We start from the raw sequence: 20597 nt of genomic DNA, 5'->3' as shown, positions 1-20597 counted from the left end.
TTGACTATTCCGCGCGCCATCGTCTACCACCCCGTGTGGTTCGACATTCGGAACTACTTCGCTTCGTTCCGCGGTACGGACCGCATCTCCACGGATCAAGCGGCCGAAAAGGTCGCCGAGTTCGAACGCGCCTTTGCTCGCTACATGGGCGTGAGCAGTGCGCACGCCTTTCCGTACGCGCGATCGGCCCTCTTCTTTGCTTTGCAGGCGCAGAACTTCGAACCGGGTTCGGAGATCATCATGCCGCCCATCACGATCAAGCCCATGATGGACATCGTGATCAGCCTCGGGCTGAAGCCGGTCTTCGCCGACATCGAGCTCGACACGCTCTGTTTCGATCTCGACGAACTGAAGAAGGCGATCAGTCCCAAGACTCGCGCGGTCCTCGTCACCTATCTGTTCGGAATCGCTCCCAACATGGAGCCGCTCATGGCCCTGTGCCGCGAGCGCGACTTGTTCGTAGTCGAGGACTTCTCGCACGCGCTGAACGCCTCGTGGAATGACAAGAAGCTCGGAACGTTCGGAAACGTTGGCATTTACTCGTGCTCGAGGACCAAGACCCTCGACGCCTACGGCGGCGGACTCGCGGTCACGAACGATCCGGTGCTCGCCAAGCGTCTCGAAGAGGCAAAGGGCTCGCTGAGGCCGACGCCGCCTGCGCGCCTTCGCGCTAAGATCACGGAAACCCTCATCACGAACGTCGCTACGCGCCGTCCCGTCTTCACGGCAGCCGTGGCCCCGATACTCTCCCTGGTCGGAAAGATCAATCCGGACAAGGAGAAAGCGCTCACGGGAGCGCGGCAGAACCTCAAGCCCGACACCGTGCTTCCGGAGGACTACTTCGAGCAATTCACCTGGGCCCAAGCCGAAGCCGGGTTGGCAATGCTGGAGAAGGTCGAAAGAGAAGACGACAAGCGAATCTCCAATGTCGCGGAGCTCCGCCGGCCTCTCATGGCATTGGGCGAACCCTGCGCGCGAACCGTCAAGCACGGGCGGAGCGTGTACTGGCAGTTCGTGGTGTTCGCCCACAACGCGGAGCGTTTCCGAAAGGCTCTTGCGAGCCGCGGGATCGACACGGGTACGACGAACCTCTCGCTCGTCTGCGGTTTGGGGATCTACCCGGAATATGAACAGAGGTGTCCCAACGCCGAGCGCGTGAAGAACAACGCCATGTACATTCCCGTCTACCCGCGGCTCGGCGAGAGGGCCCTCAAGCACATCATCGACGCGATTCCCTACGCTCTCGAGCAGTCGGGGCGATCCGAAACGCCTAGCGAGCGAGGCTCACTGCGCTGAGACGATGAGCGGCGGCCTTCATCCACTGCACTCCATGGACCAGTAGGTGAAGGGAAGCCACGCCCAATGTGTCACCGCGCCAGCGATATCCGTGAAAATCCCCTCCGCCAACGCGCGGTAGCCCGCTTCATTGCGCACATGCTGGCCGCGATCCTTGCTGATGAGGAAGCGTGCGATGGGATTCTGCTTAGGCGCGTAGCACCCATCGAGTGTCAGCACCCGCCCGCCACGCTTCAACCCAGCCTTCGCCAGGGTCATGAATTGCCGGGCGGTGGTGTCATCGAGGTGGTGCAGCACGCCGATGCCCATGACCAGGTCGAACGGATCCAGTGTCGCCACTTCCGCCTGTTCCAGCTGGCGGCAATGGAATGTCCCGCGCGCACCGAATTTCGCTTTCGCCGCCGCAATATATTCCGCACTCATGTCGTACCCCGTGTATGCCACGTCCTCTGGCAGGGAGTCGAGTATCTCCGCTGGGCCGCAGCCGAGGTCGAGAATGCGCATACCCGGGAACGGGCGGATCAGGTCGCGCACGATCCACTCCCGCCGGCGTTTGGCGCCCATGATCCACTGGAACGCCTCGTACACAACAGGATGCGAAAGCACCGCGCGAACACCCGATGTCACTTGCGCCATGTCATAACTTCTTCCTCAACCGAACATCCACGATGGGCATCCAATTCGCCAAAGCTCGGAGCCAACGAAGAAAGGTCAAATGTCATGCGCCCTCGATCTTCTGGGCAGGACGCGTGCGGTAGAAATCCAGCACGGCGCTGGCAACCTCATCCACCTCCTGATCGGTGAGGTCAAAGTACATGGGCAGCCGCAACAGTCGCGCGCTGAGTTCTTCCGTGTTCGGCAAGTGTCCCTGCGGAACACCGAGCGATTGCGCAAACGGCGAGGAATGCAGCGGCACATAGTGGAACACGGCGAGGATGCCGGCTGCGCGCAGATGCGCGATGAGCGCCGTGCGCTCTTCGATGCCGCCTGTCAAGAGATAGAACATGTGGTAATTGGGCGAGCAGTGCGGTGGCACGACCGGGAGCCGAATCAGTCCGCGCTCCACCAGCGGGGCCAAAGCCTCGACGTAGCGGTCGAATATCTCGCCGCGCCGCCTGGTCAACTTTTCGATGTTCTCGATCTGGCCCACCAGGAACGCGGCGAGCAAATCGGAGAGGACGTAGGAGGAGCCCACGTCCACCCAGGTGTATTTGTCCGCCTGGCCGCGGATGAACTGGCTACGGTTGGTGCCCTTTTCGCGCAGGATTTCGGCGCGCTGCTCCATGGACGGCTCGTTGATGACGAGCGCGCCGCCCTCGCCGCAGGAAATATTCTTCGTTTCGTGAAAGCTGTAGCAGCCCAGGTGACCGATCGTGCCCAGCCACCGATCCTTGTATCGCGCGCCCACGCCTTGCGCCGCATCCTCCACCACCAACAGGCCCTGGCGGTCGGCAATGTCCATGATCGCATCCATCTCACAGGCGACGCCGGCATAGTGGATGGGGAATATGGCACGGGTGCGCGGAGTTATCGCCCGCTCGATCAGTCGCTCGTCGATGTTGAGCGTATCGGGCCTGATATCCACGAACACCGGCCTCGCGCCCCGGAGCACGAACGCGTTGGCCGTGGAGACGAAGGTGTAAGACGGGACGATCACCTCGTCACCCGGCTGCAGATCGCAGAGAAGTGCGGCCAGTTCGAGCGCGGCGGTGCAGGAGGTCGTCAGCAACACCCGGTTCGCGTCGAACATCTTTTCCAGCATGGCCTGCGCGCGCTTCGTGAAAGGCCCGTCGCCGCTTGCGTGCTCACCCGCGACAGCCTGGCCGACATAGGTCAGTTCCGACCCCACGACAGAGGGCTTGTTGAACGGGATGCGGATAGTCATCACATGAACCTTGTCGCCATCCGTCCCCCGGTCTCACCAGCCTCGGGGACCACCGAGTTCGTCTGCGTCATGAGAGCGAGACCGACCAGGACTGGGCGTGTGAATGCGCGCGGGCCATGTGCGTCATTCGAACCGCATGACCGCCTCCCACCCGCCGACGAGACTCCAGCGAGGTGGACGACTGCGACCGAATACTGCCTGTTCCAGTAGGGCCGGCGCCTTGAGCACGTGGGCGAGCAACGTATGCACCGGCGCGTGTACGAAAGTCGTCTCCACCAACGACGGCCGTGACGAAAGCATCGTGCCCTTCACGTCGAAGGTCTCGATGAACCCGCCCCAGAAGGCGCTGCCCATGTCGTGGACGTGTCCTGGATAGGTGATGTCCAGCGACGGGATGATTCGCGCCAACGGCAGAACAAAGGGAGTGCGGGCGTACATATAGGCGTGCCTGCCGGCGCAGCCGAGAACCTGGCGAATAGCGCTATGAGCGTCCGGTATGTGTTCGAAGATCGCGCTGGCAAGGATCAGGTTGTACCCGCCTTCCACGGTTCCCAGGTCCCGATGCGCATTGATGCTGATTCGAGGGTCTTTGGGATCACGCGGCTCGGCGTAGTCGACGACGTCGATCGTGATCGGCTCCGAATATCCCTGGGCTTGCAGCAATTTCGCGGTTGACACCGCGAGCGCACCGTCACCCCCACCAAAATCGAGAATGCGCAGCGGCTTCGATTCGTTCAGGTCCGGCATCGCACGCAGCGCGTGGCGCGCGAAGCGTTCCGTTTTGTGCATCGTATGCCGGAGGGAACTGCCGGAGTAATAGTCGGCATAGTAGGTTCGCAGCACATCGGGTTTCGGCATGTGCGAGGCAGACGCCGCGCCACACGATGCGCACTCGAGCATATCGATGTCCGGATCGCGCTGTACGCGGAAGACGGGCTGACGAGGCTGGGACGAGTGGCATACGGGGCACATGTCACGCGCGTCGTCGAGATCGGCGACACCAAGCCGCTTGCCGCGCTGGAAGCGTGTCATTTGAATCATCGGCTTCATCCTCCCAGCTCGATGTGCGTAGGCGGTGACGTGAGATCCAGCAAGCTTTGCACGCGCAGGCAGTCAGCGTACGGCAAGCGATTGGCGCGATCGACCAGAATCGGCGTCAGCCCGGCCTCCCGCGCGCCGACCACGTCGGCGACGTACTCGTTGCCCACGTACACCACCTCGGCGGGATCGAGGCCATTGCGCTCGAGGAAGGCGTCATAACAGGCCCGCGCCGGCTTCTCCGCGCCAAGCTGCTCCGAATTGGCGGCGTCGCCGATCAGGTGCCGCAGACCGGCGCGCACCAGCACGTCGTCAAGGTGCCGATCCCAGTTGGCCAGTGCGTGTACCGCTACGCGTGATCCGACCGCCGTCAATGCGGCCGCGGCATCGTCGAAGGCCACCCAATGGCGCCGTGCCGAGAAGCGCGACAGCAGCAAAGGATGCAGCCGGTCGTACGACCGGTCTATTCCCAGCACCAAGCACAGGGACCTGTTGAAGTCGGCGTAGAAGGCGTCCTTCCGGGCGGTGGTCGTCAGTTCGCTGCTCTTGATCGGCCGGGCAAAATTTACGATTTCGTAGGCGCGGGTTATTTCGGGCAAGGCGATGTCCAGCCCCAATTCGGCCGCCGCTTCCCGAAAGATCTGCTCGGACGGCGGATCAAGGCGCAGAAGCGTTCCTGCACAATCGAATACGGCGGCACGGCATCCGGCGATCGCGTCTGCCACGGTCAGCATGGCTCGACCCGCAAATCGCTATCGTGCCGGTACACGGTGGCAAGTCGTGGGCGGGCGCGTGCAATCGGGTCGCCGCGGCCGAAATGCCGCGCCAGCCGAAGCGGATCGTTGCACCCCACGGCGACGCGCATTTCGGTCGATCCGGATAGCCGTGCGTTGATCTCGAATACCGACGGCCCGTCGCCGTCCCACCGAAGCTGCGCGTTGACGGCGCCGATGCCGGGAACGCGCTCGCCGAAGGTTGAGATAAATCGCCACATGTCAGGATCGTCAACGACGCGGGCACGGACCGTGCGGCCGTCTTCGAGCGTACGTTCCATTGCGACGGCATCCTGCATGACGCCCTGAGCGTCATACAGGAAACCGACGGTGAACTCTGGGCCCGAGACAAATCGCTGAAAGCAGTAATTCCGGGGCGCCACAACGATGAACTCTCGCAACGCAGCACGATCCGACAGGATCTTCACGCCCTGGCTGCCGTGACCGTTGCGCGGCTTGGCCACGATCGGGAACTCCAGCTCGTCGGGCCCCGCCGCCTCGCATGTGGTGGGTGCGCATATGCCACGGGCGGACAGATACCGGGCGGTCAGCAGCTTGTCCTCGGCCGCTTCGACCAACTCGCGCGGTGCTAACACCACGTTGCATCCGGTCTGGGCGAGCAGAACTCGAGCGGCCGACAGGATGGCGATCTCCCCGTCGATACACGGCAGTAGGACCTCTATCTCATGCCGGGTCAGCGCAGCCTTCAAGGCATCCGGGTACCCGGGCTGGCTTATCAATGGAAGCTGCATGGAGGCGTCCAGGCCCGGTTCTGAAGATGCACTGGCATCGAGTCCAAGAATCCAGATCGGCTCGGCCCCTGGTGGATTGCGGCGCAAGCCGCGGACCGCGCCACGTCCAGCATCGCCACTGACGCCTGTGATCGCCACGCGCAGGGTCATGAGGCGTCGGCCAGATGATCCGCCAGACTACGGAAAGACGGACACAGCTGCTTGGCGACCCGATTTGAGAACACCGGCTCTGGTCCGTCCGCGGCATAGCTGTCATCGACAATCTGGCTGGAGCTGCCGAGCTTGGTGCGAATGAGCTCCGCCAGCGCGACAAGCTCATAGGTATCGTCCGAAAAAGCGTTGACGACAGCGGGAAGGCTGTCCCCCTGGACCAGTGCAACCGCCAATTCCGCGACATCGGCAACATGGACGAAGTTCTGGAAGTAGGGTCGCGGCCCGCGCAGCAGCAAAGGCTCGTTTCCCCGGGCCCGGGCGACGAGCACGGGAAGCAGCGTCGTTGGAACCATTCCGGGTCCATAGATCGACGAGGCGCGCAGATGCGTTATCGAGACGCCCGGCCTGTCCTGTCGGACCGCGTCAAGACGCAGTTCGGAGGCCCGCTTGCTGGCGGCGTAGGAGCCGTCTGTCCCATCGCCGTCCACGGTCGTGGCGTCCTCACCTATCACCCACCGGCCACGAGCCGGCCGCTGGTAGACGGCAATGCTCGATAGGTGGACGATGCGCATCAGCGACTTCGCTCTCGACAGCGACTCAGCCAACATCGCGCTGGCCGTGGTGTTGTCGCGACCGAACTTGTCCGACCGCGCCGGAATTGCCGCCGCGCAGTGGATCACCGCCGCAACGTCGAGCTGTGTCGGATCGCGAAAGGTCTGCGGATCTGAGAGGTCGGCGGCCCAATCGATTCCCGGCCCGGGGCGCCTCGCATGCGCCACAACGTGTACGCCACGGGACCGAAGCAGATCGGTCACATGCCTTCCGACCAAGCCGGCAGCACCGGTCACCAGGATCGGTTCCATCATGTCCGATACGCGATGCAACGGTACAACTGATGCCCCTGCCTCACGCCGTCAGCACTGGCCGTCAGTGCCATCGCACGCCACACTGTTCACTCACCAGATAGGTCGGCCGGTCCATCGTGCGGAAGTGCATTCGAGCGAGGTACTCGCCGATGATTCCAAGGGCGAAAAGCTGCGCCCCGGAGAAAATCGCGATGATCGAGGCCAGAAATGCGAAACCTGGGACGGCACTGCCATTGATGAGGTAGTTAGCGCCCACAACAGCGAGGACAGCGAAGCCGAACAACACGAAGGCGAACCCGATAAAGCTGGAGATCTGTAGCGGCAGCGTACTAAACCCAACTATCAAGTTGATCGCGTGGCGAACGAGGCGGCCGATCGAATAGCCACTGACGCCAACCGTACGCGGCTCGTGCTGCACCTTGATCACGGCGAATCGGGACGTCGTCCAGCTGAGCAATACATCGACAAATACGGCCGGGCTGCGATAGTCATGGAACCCGTCTCGCAAGCGGGTGCGAAAGGCGCGGAAGGCGCTCACGTTGCGTGCCGTCTCGGCGCCCACGGCGCTGGCCAACGCGAGTTTCGTCAGACGGGAGGCGGCATCACGCAGGAACCCATGGTGCTCCTTCTGCGGTGCGCCATACACCACATCGACATCGGGCCCCAGCGCCGCGAGAAGTGGCTCGATCTCACTCACCGGATGCTGCAGGTCGTCGTCCATCGTAACTATCACGTCGTAACGCGCGGCGCGGATGCCGCAGAGCACAGCGTTGTGCTGACCGTAGTTGCGGCTCATGCGAATACCGCGCACGCGCTGGTCCGCCGCGGCCAATTCGGTGATGATGGACCATGACTCGTCGCCGCCGCAATCCTCCACGAAAATAATCTCGAACGTCGGAGCGATCTGCTGCATCGCAACGTTCAACTGGTCGTACAACTCACGCAACGTCAGTGCTGCGCGATATACGGGTATGACAACACTCACAGTCGGCACGGCGCCTCCCGGGCGGGCTTTGAGTCCAAAGTCTTCCTATCGCACCAAGTTTCGGCCGCTTACGCCGGTCCATGCGGTGAGGACTCCGTCATCAGCTCGGTTGTAGGTGAGGATGTGCCGGGGGGTCCATCAGCGTGGCCCTCACGAGTCGGTTGGTAACTGTCGGTTGACGGATCCGGTCGCCGCGCATAGGAGACGATGATCACCGCGCACGCGATCAGCCACAAGAACGGCACCAGACTGATCGTGGTGGCGACCAGCGTCGTGGTACCGGTTTGTCCATTCGGTCCGTAGATCGGAATGTGCGGCATCAGCACTGGCAAGGCGACCTGGGCGATGCTGAGCGCCGCGGCCAAACTCACCCAGATGCCCACCGCACGACGGCGGACACCGTCGAATATCCCCGAGCCGGGCGGCCCGGTGGGGTCTCGGACAACCAGCGCAGCGACCGGCAACACGAATATCAGTTGGTAGTAGTTGGCGACGGAGGGGGACAGCGTGGCGGTGGTCAGTAACACAATGCCCGCCATCACAGGTGGAATGCGCCGCCCCAAAGCCAGCAAGCACACAACGACGAGAACCAGTACGCCCAATCCGAGCATCCATCGCGAATCGGCCAGGAAGGTGCGCGACATACCACCGCGCCGTTGGGCGGAGTTGACCATGTCCGGTATCAGTAGGAGCGCCCTGCCAAAGGACACGTTCCGCACGTCGGTGAGCCCACTGAACGAGGTACCTACATCGAAGGTGTTATGGATCGATTGCGCGATCGACTGCGGAAAGTTCCGCGGCCACAGCAGATATGCGGCGAGGTTGGACAGTCCCACTCCCACCACCGCGAACGTGCCCCAGCGCCATTGGCGGGCCACGAACAGCGCCAGGGCCAGGACGGCGAACTGTGGTCTCACCATCGCGGCCAGCACCACCATGATCGTGGCGAGGCCCCACTGTCGTCGGCACAACGCAACCAAGAAAACCAGCCCGATCGGCGCCACGAACCCCACCGAGTGGCCCCGATCGATCACCGCCCAAACCGGGATGGCCGCAGCGCCCAACGCCACGAAGACCACCGCCCGCTCCAGATCACGTGTCCCCCGGGACGCCCAGATCGCCGGGGAAAGGGCAGCAATCGTCAGCACGAGCAGATAACCAGCCAGGCCCAGTCCCGGCGCACCCAGCCACTTCGCCGGAAGCCCGAACAGCAGCTGCGGCAGCATTCCAGCCGCCGGGCCCCCGACCGCCACCGGCTTGTAGTCCGGCGGGTTATGACCGTAGGGCCCCCAGGGGTCGGGCTGCGTTCCGACGTCCACCTCCATTGCGTAGTCACCGAAGCAGTGCCGACCGAGGTGACCGATCTTCGTGTCCCAACCGTTAAAGCAGTCAGCGGGGGGCAACAGAAGGGAAGACAGCACGTCGAGCGAGTGGTACTGAGTGAGGACGAAGGCTGTCGCCGCCGAAAAAGCCGTCACGAGCAGGATGGTGCCGAGCATGATGGTGCGCTCGGACTTGCCGGTGAACAACGTCAAGAGCCGCTCCTCGATCCCGGTGTCGCACCGCGCAGCACCCCAAGGGGTTGATTCATCCGCCTTCTCCTCAGTTCTGCGCCAAACGATAGCGGGAGTTCCGATCGGCTGGTGCGGTTTTTGTGGCCGGACGTCACCGTGTTCTCCTCGGATGTCGACCATTCCGCAGTATTCGCCGCACAGGGTCCGAGACCGTATTCGCTTGTGCGCGTCCCCAAGTGGCTCCCCCGCTACGATGATCGCCGCGGCCCGCGAATGTCAATGTGGCCCTGGGGGGCCGGGCACTCCCTGGGGTGAGGGCTCCGTCGTCGGCTCGGGTGTGTGGGCGGTGGCGCCGGCATCAGTGTCCGGAGAGCCCTCCCGAGCAAGCGCGCCGTCACCGTCGTCTGAGGGCGCCGGCCTCCGCGCGTAGGAGACGACGACCACCGCGCACGCGACCAGCCACAAGAACGGCGTCAGAACCACCGTGGTGAGGGTGAACAGCGTGTCGCTGCTGGCTCCCTTGAGTCCCAGCTGTCCCAGGTTTGGCATCCGGAAGAGCATCGGGACCGCGACCTGGGCGATGCTGAGCGCAGTGGCCACACTCACGCAGCGGCCGACCCCACGACGGCGGCCACCATTGACCGCAAGCCGGTCGAAGATCCCGGCACCTGACGGCCCGTCGGGATCTCGGACGATGAGCGCCGCGATCGGCAAAACAAACACCAGGTAGTAGCCGACGACCACGGATGGGAAGAGTGCGGCGACGGCGAGCAGCACCATGCCCACCATGACGGGTGGGATGCGCCGCCCAAGCGCCAGCACGCAGACGACCACAAGGGCCAGAACGGCATATCCGATAAGCAATCGCGGCCCCCACAGGAAGCCCTCCGGTACCTTCCCGCCCGTCTGGCCGCCCTTGACCGCATCCGGGAACAGCAGGAGCGCCCTGCTGAAAGAAATGTTCCGCAGGTCGGTGAGCCAGGCGAACGAGCTGCCGAAGTTGGCGAGGACCTGCATCGACTGTGTGATCGTCTGCGGAAAGTCCCGCGGCCACAGCAGATACGCGGCGAAGTTGGTGAGCGCGACGCCGCCGACGGCGAGGCCGCCCCACCGCCATTGGCGGGCCGCCAACAAGGCCACCGCCAGGACGGCGAACTGTGGTTTCACCAGTGCGGCCAGCACCACCATGATCGCGGCAAGGCCCCACCGCTGTCGGCATAGCGCCACCAGGAAAACCAGTGCGATCGGCACGACGAATCCCACCGAGTTGCCCCGGTCGATCACCGCCCACACCGGGATGGCCGCGGCGCTCAACGCGACGAAGACCACCACCCGCTCCAGGCCACGTGTCCCCCGGGACGCCCAGATCGCGGGAGAAAGAACCGCAATCGTCAGCGCGAGCAGGTAGACGACCAGCCCCAGTCGCGGCGCACCCAGCCAGTTCGCGGGAAGCCCGAACAACATGTGCGGCACCATCGCGGCCGCCGGATACGCGTTCAGCCACGGGTGGTTATCCGGGGGCAGCACTATCAGGCCGGGCTGCCAGGGGTTCGGCCGCATCCCGACGTCCACGACCAATGTGTGGTCGCTGAAGCAGTGCCGACCGATGTGCACACCCAAATCGAGCCAGCAGTCCTGGGGGATCCACAAAAAAGAGGACAGCACGTCGACCGAGTAGTACTGGGTGAGGACGAAGGCCACCGCCGCCGAAACCGCCGACACGACAAGAATGGTGCGCAGCAGGCGGGTGCGCTCGGATCGGCGGGCACGCGCCGAGCGCCGCTCGCGGATCGCGCTGGCCGCGCCGCGCAGCACCCCACGGGGTGGACTCATCCGCATCCTCCTCGGCTCCGCGCGAGACGTTAGCAGAAGCAAGGGGCAGTTCGAGGCATACGGCAGCAAGGCGGATCCTGCCGGCTGACACTCGGCTCGAATTCGCCGGCGAGAGCCATTCAGGATTGGGATATTGCGGCCCGCAACTGCGGGAAGTCGCTGAGCATGCGGTTGGCAAGGTACCTGGTGCCGACGTTGTTCAGATGATTCGAGTCGCGATACAAGAGGGCGCCATCCTTGTTCATGCTGCATACCTTGTTGTCGCAGAAGTACTCTGCGGTGTTGAGGAGCTGAACCCCCGGCACCTTCTCGACGGTCGCTCGAAGCTCTGAGTCGTACTTCGCGCGTTGCGCGTCAAACAGTTGTCGATTTTCGCTGCACTGGGGAGAAGGCAAAATCGGAGCCTTGCGATACTTGCAGCCCAGCGCGTCGAACGGAAACTTGGGAAGATCGTCGGTCACGAAAACGGCTTTGTCTCCCGACTTGACGACTTTGAGAACGTTAGCGAGCCATCCTTCCGCCAAGCCGTGCAAAGCCCAAGCTTCACTTACGATCACGGTCTTGGTGGCCGGATTCGATGCGGCGCTGAGGTCTCCCCCGTAATAGGCGACATTCTTGTCGGGCAGCGCCTCGGCCAACCCGAGGAAGAGGGTCTCCGCGTGGCTATCTCCAACAACGGCCACGTCTATGTGTGAGCCGGGCTTGGATTGCCAGCAACTAGGGATGCCTCTCCATTTGGGGGCTTTATCTCGGATGGCTTGGTCCGGACACCGGTAGTAGGTGCTGTCCACGTACAGGAAGAAGTCTGCCCAATCGGTATCGCCCTGATGTGCGACAGCGCCCGACTTATATAGCGGTATCCAATAATTGTTAATGGCGGCGCCGAGGGTCATAGCCAGGACGATGGGCGGGCAAACCACAGCGCCGACCAGAGCAAGAGTTCGTCTACGTGTCAGTGGTGGAAGCCGTCGCAACGGTTGCTCCACCCATCGGTAGGAGGCCACGGCGGGTAGTACCGACAGGGCTGCCGCCAGGACGGCCGCGAAACGGGCCTCCGGCCACAGCAGGACGGCGAACACCTTGAGAGGCCAGTGCCACAGGTAGATCGAGTAGGACCAGTCGCCGATCTTGACCATCGCCGGAAGCGACAGGACGCGGTTCACCCCGGTGGCGTGGCTCGTGCCTGCTGCGATAACCAGAAGGGTTCCGCCCACCGGAAGCAGCGTCCACGGACCGGGGAAGGGCGTGGCGTTGTCGATCAGCCAGGCCGACGCGGCGATCAGCGCCACGCCGAGCCACGCAAGGGCCTGAGCGAATCTCCGGGAGCGAAGGGGGCGACTCGCGATGGCAAGGGCAAGCAGCGCGCCCACGGCGAACTCCCACGCCCGGGCAAACGGGCCGTAGAAACCCACCAGATACGTCGCGGGGGATGCGCCGAGTGGCCCGAATACGCCGGCTCCGGCCACGGCGAGCCAGAGTGATGTCAGCGCAGCGGCGCCGACGAGGACCGGTACCCATGGAACCCGTCGCGCACGCCGGGAGAGCGCCCAGCCGAGCAGGAGGATCGCAGGGAACATCAGGTAGAACTGCTCTTCGACCGACAGCGACCAGGTGTGTAGGAGCGGGTTCGATTCCGCCGATGGGTCGAAGTAGCCGCCGGGGATCAGGGAGATTACGAAGTTGGCAACCAGCAGCATCGCGCCGACGCCGGTTAGCGCTGCCGTCCCTTGCGCGCCGAACGGGGACAGCAGACAGAAGGACAGGACCATCGTCACGGCAACCATCAGCGCCAGGGCTGGGGTCAGCCGCTTGAACCGCCTGAGATAAAACCGGCCGGGCCTGAAGCGTCCGGTTGATGCGCGCTCACGGTAAATCATGCCGGTGATCACGAAACCGGAGATCACGAAGAAGACGTCCACACCCACAAACCCGCCCGGCACCGGCAGTCCGGCATGAAACGCCACAACCAACAGGACCGCGACGGCCCGAAGGCCCTGGATGTCCAAGCGGCGGCTGCCACTCACAGCCCGCTCGACCGGCGGAGCCTGAATTTTCAGGTTGAGCGGGGGATCCTCCTCACCAGAACCCGCGCCGTCAGATCCAGGCTCAATCTGCCGAACTCGCCCCGCGTCCACCACCAACACCTCACCCGGACCCCACGAACTGATCGGGAATGTCCGTCGATGACTGGACAAGCTTGCTTTGACCGGGGTCGATTCGGTTGAGAACTTACCTGGGGATTGTGATTCCGGGTCCAAAATTGCGTACTTCGGCCGCGGGGATGACACCCGCAGTCCCAGCCCGTCCCCAAACCGCCGATCATCCGCACGGTCACGGCGTTGTCGTCGGTGCTCAAAGTCATTGCGCAGGCGCGGAAGCCCCGCAATCGGCACCGAGGATTCGCCGACGAAATCACAATTGACATCGCTGCCGCGGTCACGCATCGGTACAGTTGCTCCACTGGACCCGTACGTGCGGAAGGCAACCCGTGACCAGCGACCGTCGATCGACCCGTGTGGACTCGGTTAGCGTCGTGATCCCGGTCTACAGCGGGGCCGTGACCCTGCCCGCCGTGCTGAAGGAGCTCGAGCAATTCCGTTCGACCCAGGAGACCCCGGACGGTCGTAGGTTCCGCGTCGACGAGGTGTTCCTTGTGTGGGACCGCGGCATCGGCAATAGCGACGAGGTCGTGCGTGATTTGGCGGCGCGCGAAGAATGGGTCCGCCCAATATGGCTGTCCCGCAACTTCGGACAGCATCCCGCGACGCTTGCGGGGATGACGTCGTCGGGCGGGGACTGGATCGTCACGATGGACGAGGACGGCCAGCACGATCCGGCATACATCGGCGCGCTGCTCGACACGGCATACCGGGATCGCACACAGCTCGTCTACGCCTCGCCGACGAACCGGCCACCGCACGGTGTCTTACGCAACACGGCGTCGCGGCTGACGAAGTGGTTGTTCGTGCACGTCCTCATGTCGGCTCACGGACCCAAAGCCTTCAACAGCTATCGACTGATCCTGGGCGAGGTCGGACGCAGCGTGGCGGCCTACGCCGGCGCGGGGGTGTACCTCGATGTCGCTCTTTCTTGGGTGGTCGGCAACCCCTCGACCTGTCCGGTGTTGATGCGCCAAGAAGGACGACGCGCGAGCGCCTACAATTACCGCCGCCTGGTCTCGCATTTCTTTCGGCTCGTCATCTCTTCGGGCACGCGGCCGCTACGTTTTGTCTCCACGATGGGAATTCTGTTCGCGCTCTTCGGTTTCGGCGTGGCGATCTTCAGCGCGATCCGGAATGCCGTCGGAGACATCACCGTCCAAGGGTGGACGTCGGTGTTCGTGGCGGTGCTGGTCGTCGGCGGAGCCGTCTTGTTCGCGCTGGGGATCATCGCCGAGTACATCGCGGCCGCAGCCAGTATGGCGATGGGCAAACCGGTGTACGTCATCGTGCGCGATCCCAATGAGGTCTTCGACGAACCGGCGGACTGACGGGTGCTCACCTGGGTCGTGGGCCGCGGCGGATTGCTCGGCAGCGCCGTGTCGCGCGCAGTGGGCCCGAAGTTCGTCGGACGCCCGGTGCCCTGGCAGGATCACGACGCGGCGGCCGCGGTTCTCGACTCCGACCTCGAGCAATTCATCCAAGAGGCCCGAAACGACGATTGGGCGGTCATTTGGGCCGCCGGCAGCGCCACCGTCGGTTCCACAACCGACAAACTCGCCGCGGAGACGCGCATCATGTCTCATTTCGTGGCGAGGTTGGGGGACTCGCGGCCGGCCGGTCCGGGTGCGTTCTTCCTCTCGTCGTCGGCGGGGGGCGTCTACGCCGGGTCGGCTCATCCGCCGTTCAGTGAGTCGACGACACCGCGTGCGCTGAGTCCGTACGGCGAGACGAAACTCGCTCAGGAGGAGATCCTGCGGGCGACGCTGGAAGGCCGTGTCCCCCTTGTCATTGGACGGTTCTCGAACCTTGTGGGGCCCGGTCAGAACCTGGTGAAACAGCAAGGTCTGGTGAGTCAGGTGTGCCGGGCCGCGGTCACCCGACAATCGTTGAACGTCTTCGTGCCGATGGAAACCCTGCGCGACTACCTGTTCGTCGATGATGCCGCCGCGATGGTGCGCACACTGGTCGAGAACGCGGTCCGCGAGCAGCCGTCGACGCCCGTGCTGCGCAACATCTCTTCGCAACGGCCCGTGTCGGTGTGCGCCGTGCTACGGACGGTGCAACAGGTCGCCCACCGCGCGGTTCGCATCGCGCTCGGGACCAGCCCGTCCTCGCACTATCACGTTCGAGACCTGCGGCTTCGCACCCTCTTCCCGCAGGAGTTTCAGGGCGTGGCGATCACTCCGTTTCCGGTGGCGGTCAAGCGCGTGTACGACGATGTGCTGCGCCAACACGCGATGCCCAAGGCTTGAGCGCACCGTCACGCCGGCGGTTTGACAAGGATGCCCTGCCCCGTCGGAACCTGCAGAATCTGCAGCCCCCTGTCCTCGGCAAAACGGTCGTAGCCGACCTTCTGTTCGTGACAGCGGGGCCACCCGTAGTCGTCCATGACGACGATTCCGAATGGAGATAGCTTCGGCCAGAAATGCTCGAGGGCCGCGACTTCCGGCGCGGTGCAATTCATGTCCAGGTGCAGATAGGCCACACGTTCACAGGTGACCTGGCCGAGCGTGCCCGGGACTGAGCCGCGGACCAACCGAACGAAATCCATGTCCGCGAAGTTCGCCCGCACGCGCTCGAAGCAGTCCGGATAGTCGAGGAAGCCGGTCGTCGAGACCTCGGTCGCGGTCAGCTGGGAACGGTCCAGCCCCTTGAATGTGTCGAGAAGCCAAAAGTTTTTCCCGAGCTTTCCGAAATCGGTGTGGACGATGGCGGCCATTGCGGTGCCACCATGGTCGACTCCGCACTCGACGAAATCACCTTCGAGCGCCGCGGCGTGGTTGGCAGCCCAACACAGAATGTGAATGCGCCAGCGCAGCTCCCACTTACCAAACGAGCCGGTGGCCTTGGCCGCGGCATAGACGCGCTTGAAATGCTCAGACCTACGGAAGTCCGAGTTGGTTATGGTAAATAGACCATCCTCGCAGAACCCGCCGGACAAGCGCCGGACCATCATGATTGCGTTCGATATCGACGGCGGCAGGCTTTGAATGAAGCTACGCAAATGATCTCCCCTTACCCCGGACTGGTCACTGTAGTTTGCGGGACACAGGCGCTACCTTGCGGCTATCGCATCTTGCCGGCGTCGTGCCGGCTGCCGGCCGCGGCGGCACCAAGGCGCTTCTGCCGGCCAAGCCAGCCATACACCACGCGCCGGCCAACGGCGTTCGCGCGGGCCCGCGCGGCGCCGACGAGCAGGTCGCGCCGGGTGAGCAACCCGGGGTGCGCGGCGGCCAAGTCGCGCTGAAAACCGATGGTCTGGTCGGCTTGGGCGCGCATCAGCTGCACGGTCCACTGCGCCTGGCTGACCCGGAACGCGGACAGCGGGCCGGGGACAACGACGACATTTCCGCGGAGCAACACCGCGCAGTAGGTCGCCACGTCGATGAGGTACGGAAAGCGGCCATCCCAGCCGCCGGCTTCGGCCAGGGCGACACGACGGAACATAACCGCCCCGGGCTCGCCGAAAATGTTCGTGCCGGCGAGCACGGTGCGCCGGATCGCCTCGGTGCCGGTGACCTCACCGCGCAGTCCCTTCAACCCGCGACCATGCACCACCGGCGTCCCCGCGGCGTCGATGATGTCCAAGCCGCTCGCCGCCAGCACCGCCGACGGATGTGCCGACAGCGCGGCCACCTGCATCGCGAGGCTGTCCGGATAGAGCACGTCATCGCCGCAGACCAGCTTGACGAACTCGCCGGTGGCGAGGTCGGTGACGGCGTTCCAGTTCGCCGGCGCCCCACCGCCGGAAGCCAGCCGGCTCAGACGCACCCGGGGGTCGGCGGTGTAGCGCTGCAGCGCCTCCCAGGTGCCGTCGGTGGAGCTGTGATCGGAAACCACCAACTCGAAATCGGTGAAGGTCTGCGCCAGAATCGATCGCACGGTGGCGTCAATGAACGCGACGCTGTTGTACGACGGCACGACGACCGAAACCCGGGGCATCAGGACAGGGCTTCCCGGTGCTCGGCCGGGCCAACGATGACTACCGCCGACAGCGCCGGGCGCGGCAGCGAAGTCATAGACAGCAATTTAGTTCCTAACCTATGTTGACGCTGGGCTTCTCGCCTATCGCGCGGCACATCCGAGGTAGTGGGCCACCATATTACGTACACCGGAATACCCCGAAGACTGGAGAGCGAGTCATGAGCACCTTCAACGCCGTCAGCGTGGCGGCCGCGGTCAAAGCCCGCGCGGGGCGGCCCGTTTTGCTCAAGCTGCGACCGCCGCGCGATCGCCGCGCCGACGAGGCGGGCCGCTGTGCTGCCTGCGGTGCCGACAGCACCTTCGTCTTCAATTCCTGGACCATCCCCGACGACTTGCACGCCTTTTGGGCCGATCCCGAGGTGTCGCATGCCTTCATCCGCCGTGAGAGCATGTTTTGCCGGTTCTGCTGCTGCAGCCTGAGAGTGCGGCGGATCGCCGAGGTCCTCGTCGCACTCTACGGCCCTCCCGGATGCGGGTCGCTCGCCGAACTGATCGAGGATCCCGCGTTCCGTGCGCTCGACGTCGCCGAGATAAACACGATCGGCTCGCTCGGATCGATGCACGCCCTGTTGGGGCGGCTGCCGCGGCTCGCGTTCTCCGATTACAAGGGGCCGCAGCACCTGGGCGAGGCCGTCGACGGCGTCCGTAACGAAGACATCTGTCGCCTCACCTACCCCGATGCTGCGTTCGACCTGGTCCTGTCGTCGGACACCCTGGAGCATGTGCACGACTTCCGGGCCGCGCTGGCCGAGACGCGGCGGGTGCTGCGGCCGGGAGGCCGCCACGTCTTCACGGTGCCGGCCGTCTGGACGCGCGCGACGACCGAAGCACGGGCCCGGATGGGTGACCACGGCGAGATCGTGCACCTGATGCCGCCCCTCTACCACGGCAGGGGCAGCGGAGCCTACCGGTTCATCCCGGTGGGGGCCGATCTGCTGACGTTCACCGAATTCGGCCGCGACATCCTCGATTACGTGCGTGAGGCGGGTTTCGAGCCCGAGATCTACGCAGGCTCGGACGACGGCACGGGGGCCGAAACCGTATTCGCGGGGCGCGTCCCCGAGTGACTCCGTGCGATAACGCGCGAGAATAGCTGTGCAGCCAGCCCTTTCGAGGTGCAAGCGCTCGAAATCGCCGATCGGGTTGGCCCTGGTGCTAGGCTCCCATCGCGTGACGACTCTTCGTGTGGTGCGGCGCGGTGTTCACTCACTTGCTGTTGCGCCCCGCACGTTCGATCTGCTCCGTTGGATCTTGGAGGCGGGGTATCGAGGCGAGAAGGACGTGCTGCGCAGGGAGGGAGTCGTTGAGGCCGCATCGGTCCTCGACCTGGGCTGCGGTACGGGCGCGATGGCGAAATCTTTCCGCCCCGAGAGCTACGTCGGGGTGGACCTCAGTCCCCGCTACATCGAGCGCGCCCGCGCCACGAAGAGCGGCTACCGATTCGAGGTGGTCGACGGTCGATCGCTGCCGTTCGCGGACGGCTCCTTCGACGCGGTGATGATCATGGGGGTGATTCATCACCTCGACGACGCTTCAGCGCGAAGCCTCCTACAGCAGGCTCGCCGCGTCCTCGCGCCGGACAGCGGCGTCCTGGTGATGAGCGAGCCGGTTCCGACCCGGAACCGGTGGAACTTGATCGGGCGCCTCGTCGTCCGGCTCGATGAAGGGGATTTCATCCGCCCACCAGAGCAATACCTCGAGATGGGCTACGACGTCTTCGGCAGGGAGGCCGTGCGCCACTATCCGATGTCGAGCGGGGTCTCCGACCGGCTGGTGATGGTGGCCCGCAACGCCGCCTGACGGTAAGGGCTTCCGGATCAGCCGAGTGGCCGCGCCAACGCGGCCAAGTGGATGGCGATTCCGACCACCGGACCGCACAACAGCGCGATCACGGTGCGAGTCTCCAACGGCAGCGGCAGCAGTAGCAACAAAGTCGATGCGGCCGTCGCGCCGACCCAGCCCAGCGAATACGCCCGATGCAACGCGGCCGCGACCACCGCGGTGCCGGTGAGCGTCAGCATGGCGATGCTCACCGCCGCCGCCGTCAACCAGGCCAGTAACGCCCCGCTGGCGTGGTAGTCGGGACCGAATCCGGCCCGCAGCAACCAGGGCCCGATAAGTGCGGCGGCCGGCACGCCGACCGCGCCGATCCCACCGACGATCGCCGCCGGCGCGATCAGCGCCCGAAGCCGGTGGGTGCGTTCGTCCACGAAATGAGCGATCAGGTTGCCTTGTATTCCGTACAACGGCAGCAGCAGCGGCGCGCGGGTCAAGATGACCGCCAGGATGATGACGCCCCCCGCCGCGCCGAGCTCGTTCGATGTCGCCTTGAGCAGCACCGGAAACCCCATCACCAAAATCGCGCTGGCACCGGCTGCGGTGATCGAATGCGTCGCGCCGCGCAGGAATCTCGCCGTGCTTCGGGGCGTCAGCACCCGCGCCGCGGCTCGCGCCGTGGGCGAGGCGATCAGCATGAGCAGCCATGCCGTGGCGCCCGCGACGGTGGCCCACAAGTAGCCGGCCAGGCCCCATCCGATCACGAACGTAGCGACCGCGACCGCCACCCGGATGATCGCGTCGCCCACCATCAGCGCCCCGTAGTGGGTCCAGCGATTGCCCCCGGCCAACATGCCCTGCAGGGCGGAGTGCAGGCAAAATCCGGCCAACCCGACGCTGAGCAGGCCGACAGACAACCAGCGTTCCGCGGCGAACACCTGCCTGCTCCACAGCGGCGAACTGCATGCGATCGCCGCGGCCGCGACAACGCCGGTCATCGCGGCCACCCGTAGCGGATGGGTGCCGTGGCCTGGCGTGACGTCGACGTAGGGTATCGAGCGGACTTCGCGGGTGGTTTCTTGCAGCAGGCCGGCCGTGGCGCCGGTGCCCACGCCGAAGGCCCCCCAGAACACCGCGAATACCGAAAAGCCGGCGGGGGCCAGGTCGCCGGCCGCCAGATAGATCACCCCGTAGCCGCAGACGGCGGTCAGCGCGGTCGCGGTGCCGACCCGGGCGAAGCTGCCCCGCGCGATCGGCCCGGTGGAGGCTGCGGTACCACCGACCTCGGTCACTGCCACGGCGCTTCGGTCGCGCCGGGTCGCGCCTTCCGCACCGGCCGCCGTGTCGAGCGGGGGCGCGCACAACTCACGGACACGCGCATGACGTCGTCGGCCGCGGCGACGCCTTTTCGATGTCGACTGGCCCAAACACCAAGTGCCGCAACATAACTGATGCAGCCGGGCCGCTCATGGACAAGATCATCACGCACCCTGCTTTGGTCGATGTCGACGATCCCGAACGTCGGTTTCGTCGAGACAGTGTAAGCATGGACCAGCCGATGGGACGGGGTTTTGCACGTG

Annotated in this window: 17 protein-coding genes and 1 pseudogene; 5 read left to right on the top strand and 13 right to left on the bottom strand. The window is 64.7% G+C overall.

The annotated features are described in order from the left end of the window. Entirely contained in the window at positions 1-1296 is a 1296-nt protein-coding gene (locus tag AC5Y6X_RS09390) for a DegT/DnrJ/EryC1/StrS family aminotransferase (protein WP_499986051.1), read from the top strand. Positions 1297-1314: 18 nt separating this feature from the next. On the opposite strand, the gene AC5Y6X_RS09385 is transcribed toward AC5Y6X_RS09390, so the two are convergent. The 10 genes and pseudogenes from AC5Y6X_RS09385 to AC5Y6X_RS09340 all read right to left on the bottom strand — a co-directional run bounded on the left by AC5Y6X_RS09385 (position 1315) and on the right by AC5Y6X_RS09340 (position 13539). After that, entirely contained in the window at positions 1315-1932 is a 618-nt protein-coding gene (locus AC5Y6X_RS09385) for a class I SAM-dependent methyltransferase (protein WP_499986050.1), read from the bottom strand. 82 nt (positions 1933-2014) lie between these two features. After that, complete coding sequence (gene rffA / locus AC5Y6X_RS09380) at positions 2015-3181, bottom strand: dTDP-4-amino-4,6-dideoxygalactose transaminase (RefSeq protein ID WP_499986048.1); 1167 nt, start codon at positions 3179-3181, stop codon at positions 2015-2017. A gap of 123 nt (positions 3182-3304) precedes the next feature. Next, positions 3305-4231 carry a methyltransferase domain-containing protein gene (locus tag AC5Y6X_RS09375; RefSeq protein ID WP_499986046.1) on the bottom strand — a complete coding sequence of 309 codons (927 nt, stop codon included), beginning with the start codon at positions 4229-4231 and terminating at the stop codon, positions 3305-3307. Further along, on the bottom strand, positions 4228-4953 hold the full coding sequence (locus tag AC5Y6X_RS09370) for an HAD family hydrolase (RefSeq protein ID WP_499986045.1): 726 nt from the start codon (positions 4951-4953) through the stop codon (positions 4228-4230). The genes AC5Y6X_RS09375 and AC5Y6X_RS09370 overlap by 4 nt, the downstream gene beginning before the upstream one ends. Continuing rightward, positions 4947-5894 (bottom strand): ATP-grasp domain-containing protein, encoded by a 948-nt coding sequence (locus AC5Y6X_RS09365; RefSeq protein ID WP_499986043.1) that lies wholly within the window; start codon positions 5892-5894, stop codon positions 4947-4949. The genes AC5Y6X_RS09370 and AC5Y6X_RS09365 overlap by 7 nt, the downstream gene beginning before the upstream one ends. After that, entirely contained in the window at positions 5891-6763 is an 873-nt protein-coding gene (locus AC5Y6X_RS09360; protein WP_499986042.1) for an NAD-dependent epimerase/dehydratase family protein, read from the bottom strand. Before AC5Y6X_RS09360 ends, AC5Y6X_RS09365 begins: the two co-directional genes overlap by 4 nt. 61 nt (positions 6764-6824) lie before the next feature. Then, positions 6825-7763: pseudogene (locus AC5Y6X_RS09355) on the bottom strand (glycosyltransferase family 2 protein); the annotation flags it as partial. 53 nt (positions 7764-7816) lie between these two features. Further along, on the bottom strand, positions 7817-9283 hold the full coding sequence (locus tag AC5Y6X_RS09350; RefSeq protein ID WP_499986041.1) for a glycosyltransferase family 87 protein: 1467 nt from the start codon (positions 9281-9283) through the stop codon (positions 7817-7819). Positions 9284-9538: 255 nt separating this feature from the next. Further along, positions 9539-11095, bottom strand: coding sequence for a glycosyltransferase 87 family protein (locus tag AC5Y6X_RS09345; protein ID WP_499986039.1), 1557 nt, complete (start codon positions 11093-11095; stop codon positions 9539-9541). Positions 11096-11214: 119 nt separating this feature from the next. Beyond that, entirely contained in the window at positions 11215-13539 is a 2325-nt protein-coding gene (locus tag AC5Y6X_RS09340; protein ID WP_499986038.1) for an acyltransferase family protein, read from the bottom strand. Between the two features lie 44 nt (positions 13540-13583). Between AC5Y6X_RS09340 and AC5Y6X_RS09335 the strand changes: the two genes are divergently transcribed. Then, positions 13584-14585, top strand: coding sequence for a glycosyltransferase (locus AC5Y6X_RS09335; RefSeq protein ID WP_499986036.1), 1002 nt, complete (start codon positions 13584-13586; stop codon positions 14583-14585). Positions 14586-14588: 3 nt separating this feature from the next. Further along, positions 14589-15509, top strand: coding sequence for an SDR family oxidoreductase (locus AC5Y6X_RS09330; RefSeq protein ID WP_499986034.1), 921 nt, complete (start codon positions 14589-14591; stop codon positions 15507-15509). A gap of 8 nt (positions 15510-15517) precedes the next feature. On the opposite strand, the gene AC5Y6X_RS09325 is transcribed toward AC5Y6X_RS09330, so the two are convergent. Both AC5Y6X_RS09325 and AC5Y6X_RS09320 read right to left on the bottom strand, forming a co-directional pair. Continuing rightward, complete coding sequence (locus AC5Y6X_RS09325) at positions 15518-16261, bottom strand: TylF/MycF/NovP-related O-methyltransferase (RefSeq protein WP_499986031.1); 744 nt, start codon at positions 16259-16261, stop codon at positions 15518-15520. A gap of 62 nt (positions 16262-16323) precedes the next feature. Then, positions 16324-17199, bottom strand: a complete 876-nt coding sequence (locus AC5Y6X_RS09320) for a glycosyltransferase family 2 protein (protein WP_499986029.1) — start codon at positions 17197-17199, stop codon at positions 16324-16326. Between the two features lie 200 nt (positions 17200-17399). Here AC5Y6X_RS09320 and AC5Y6X_RS09315 point away from each other — a divergent pair, with 200 nt between their 5' ends. Continuing rightward, complete coding sequence (locus tag AC5Y6X_RS09315) at positions 17400-18308, top strand: class I SAM-dependent methyltransferase (protein ID WP_499986028.1); 909 nt, start codon at positions 17400-17402, stop codon at positions 18306-18308. Positions 18309-18411: 103 nt separating this feature from the next. Next, a complete protein-coding gene (locus tag AC5Y6X_RS09310) occupies positions 18412-19041 on the top strand; it encodes a class I SAM-dependent methyltransferase (protein WP_499986027.1) in 630 nt (209 codons plus the stop codon). 17 nt (positions 19042-19058) lie between these two features. Here the strand turns inward: AC5Y6X_RS09310 and AC5Y6X_RS09305 are convergent, their stop codons facing one another. Continuing rightward, on the bottom strand, positions 19059-20315 hold the full coding sequence (locus AC5Y6X_RS09305; RefSeq protein ID WP_499986025.1) for a hypothetical protein: 1257 nt from the start codon (positions 20313-20315) through the stop codon (positions 19059-19061). Positions 20316-20597: the final 282 nt, after the last annotated feature.

Source organism: Mycobacterium sp. NGS26, assembly GCF_059813025.1.
Note: the sequence above shows the minus strand (reverse complement) of the source record. Positions and strands in the feature narration are given on the sequence as shown.

Excerpts from the sequence above, each read along its gene's own strand:
- AC5Y6X_RS09385 (WP_499986050.1), bottom strand. The coding sequence starts at position 1,932 with ATGGCGCAAGTGACATCGGGTGTTCGCGCGGTGCTTTCGCATCCTGTT.
- rffA (WP_499986048.1), bottom strand. The coding sequence starts at position 3,181 with ATGACTATCCGCATCCCGTTCAACAAGCCCTCTGTCGTGGGGTCGGAA.
- AC5Y6X_RS09375 (WP_499986046.1), bottom strand. The coding sequence starts at position 4,231 with ATGAAGCCGATGATTCAAATGACACGCTTCCAGCGCGGCAAGCGGCTT.
- AC5Y6X_RS09370 (WP_499986045.1), bottom strand. The coding sequence starts at position 4,953 with ATGCTGACCGTGGCAGACGCGATCGCCGGATGCCGTGCCGCCGTATTC.
- AC5Y6X_RS09365 (WP_499986043.1), bottom strand. The coding sequence starts at position 5,894 with ATGACCCTGCGCGTGGCGATCACAGGCGTCAGTGGCGATGCTGGACGT.
- AC5Y6X_RS09360 (WP_499986042.1), bottom strand. The coding sequence starts at position 6,763 with ATGATGGAACCGATCCTGGTGACCGGTGCTGCCGGCTTGGTCGGAAGG.
- AC5Y6X_RS09345 (WP_499986039.1), bottom strand. The coding sequence starts at position 11,095 with ATGAGTCCACCCCGTGGGGTGCTGCGCGGCGCGGCCAGCGCGATCCGC.
- AC5Y6X_RS09340 (WP_499986038.1), bottom strand. The coding sequence starts at position 13,539 with ATGCGTGACCGCGGCAGCGATGTCAATTGTGATTTCGTCGGCGAATCC.
- AC5Y6X_RS09320 (WP_499986029.1), bottom strand. The coding sequence starts at position 17,199 with ATGCCCCGGGTTTCGGTCGTCGTGCCGTCGTACAACAGCGTCGCGTTC.
- AC5Y6X_RS09315 (WP_499986028.1), top strand. The coding sequence starts at position 17,400 with ATGAGCACCTTCAACGCCGTCAGCGTGGCGGCCGCGGTCAAAGCCCGC.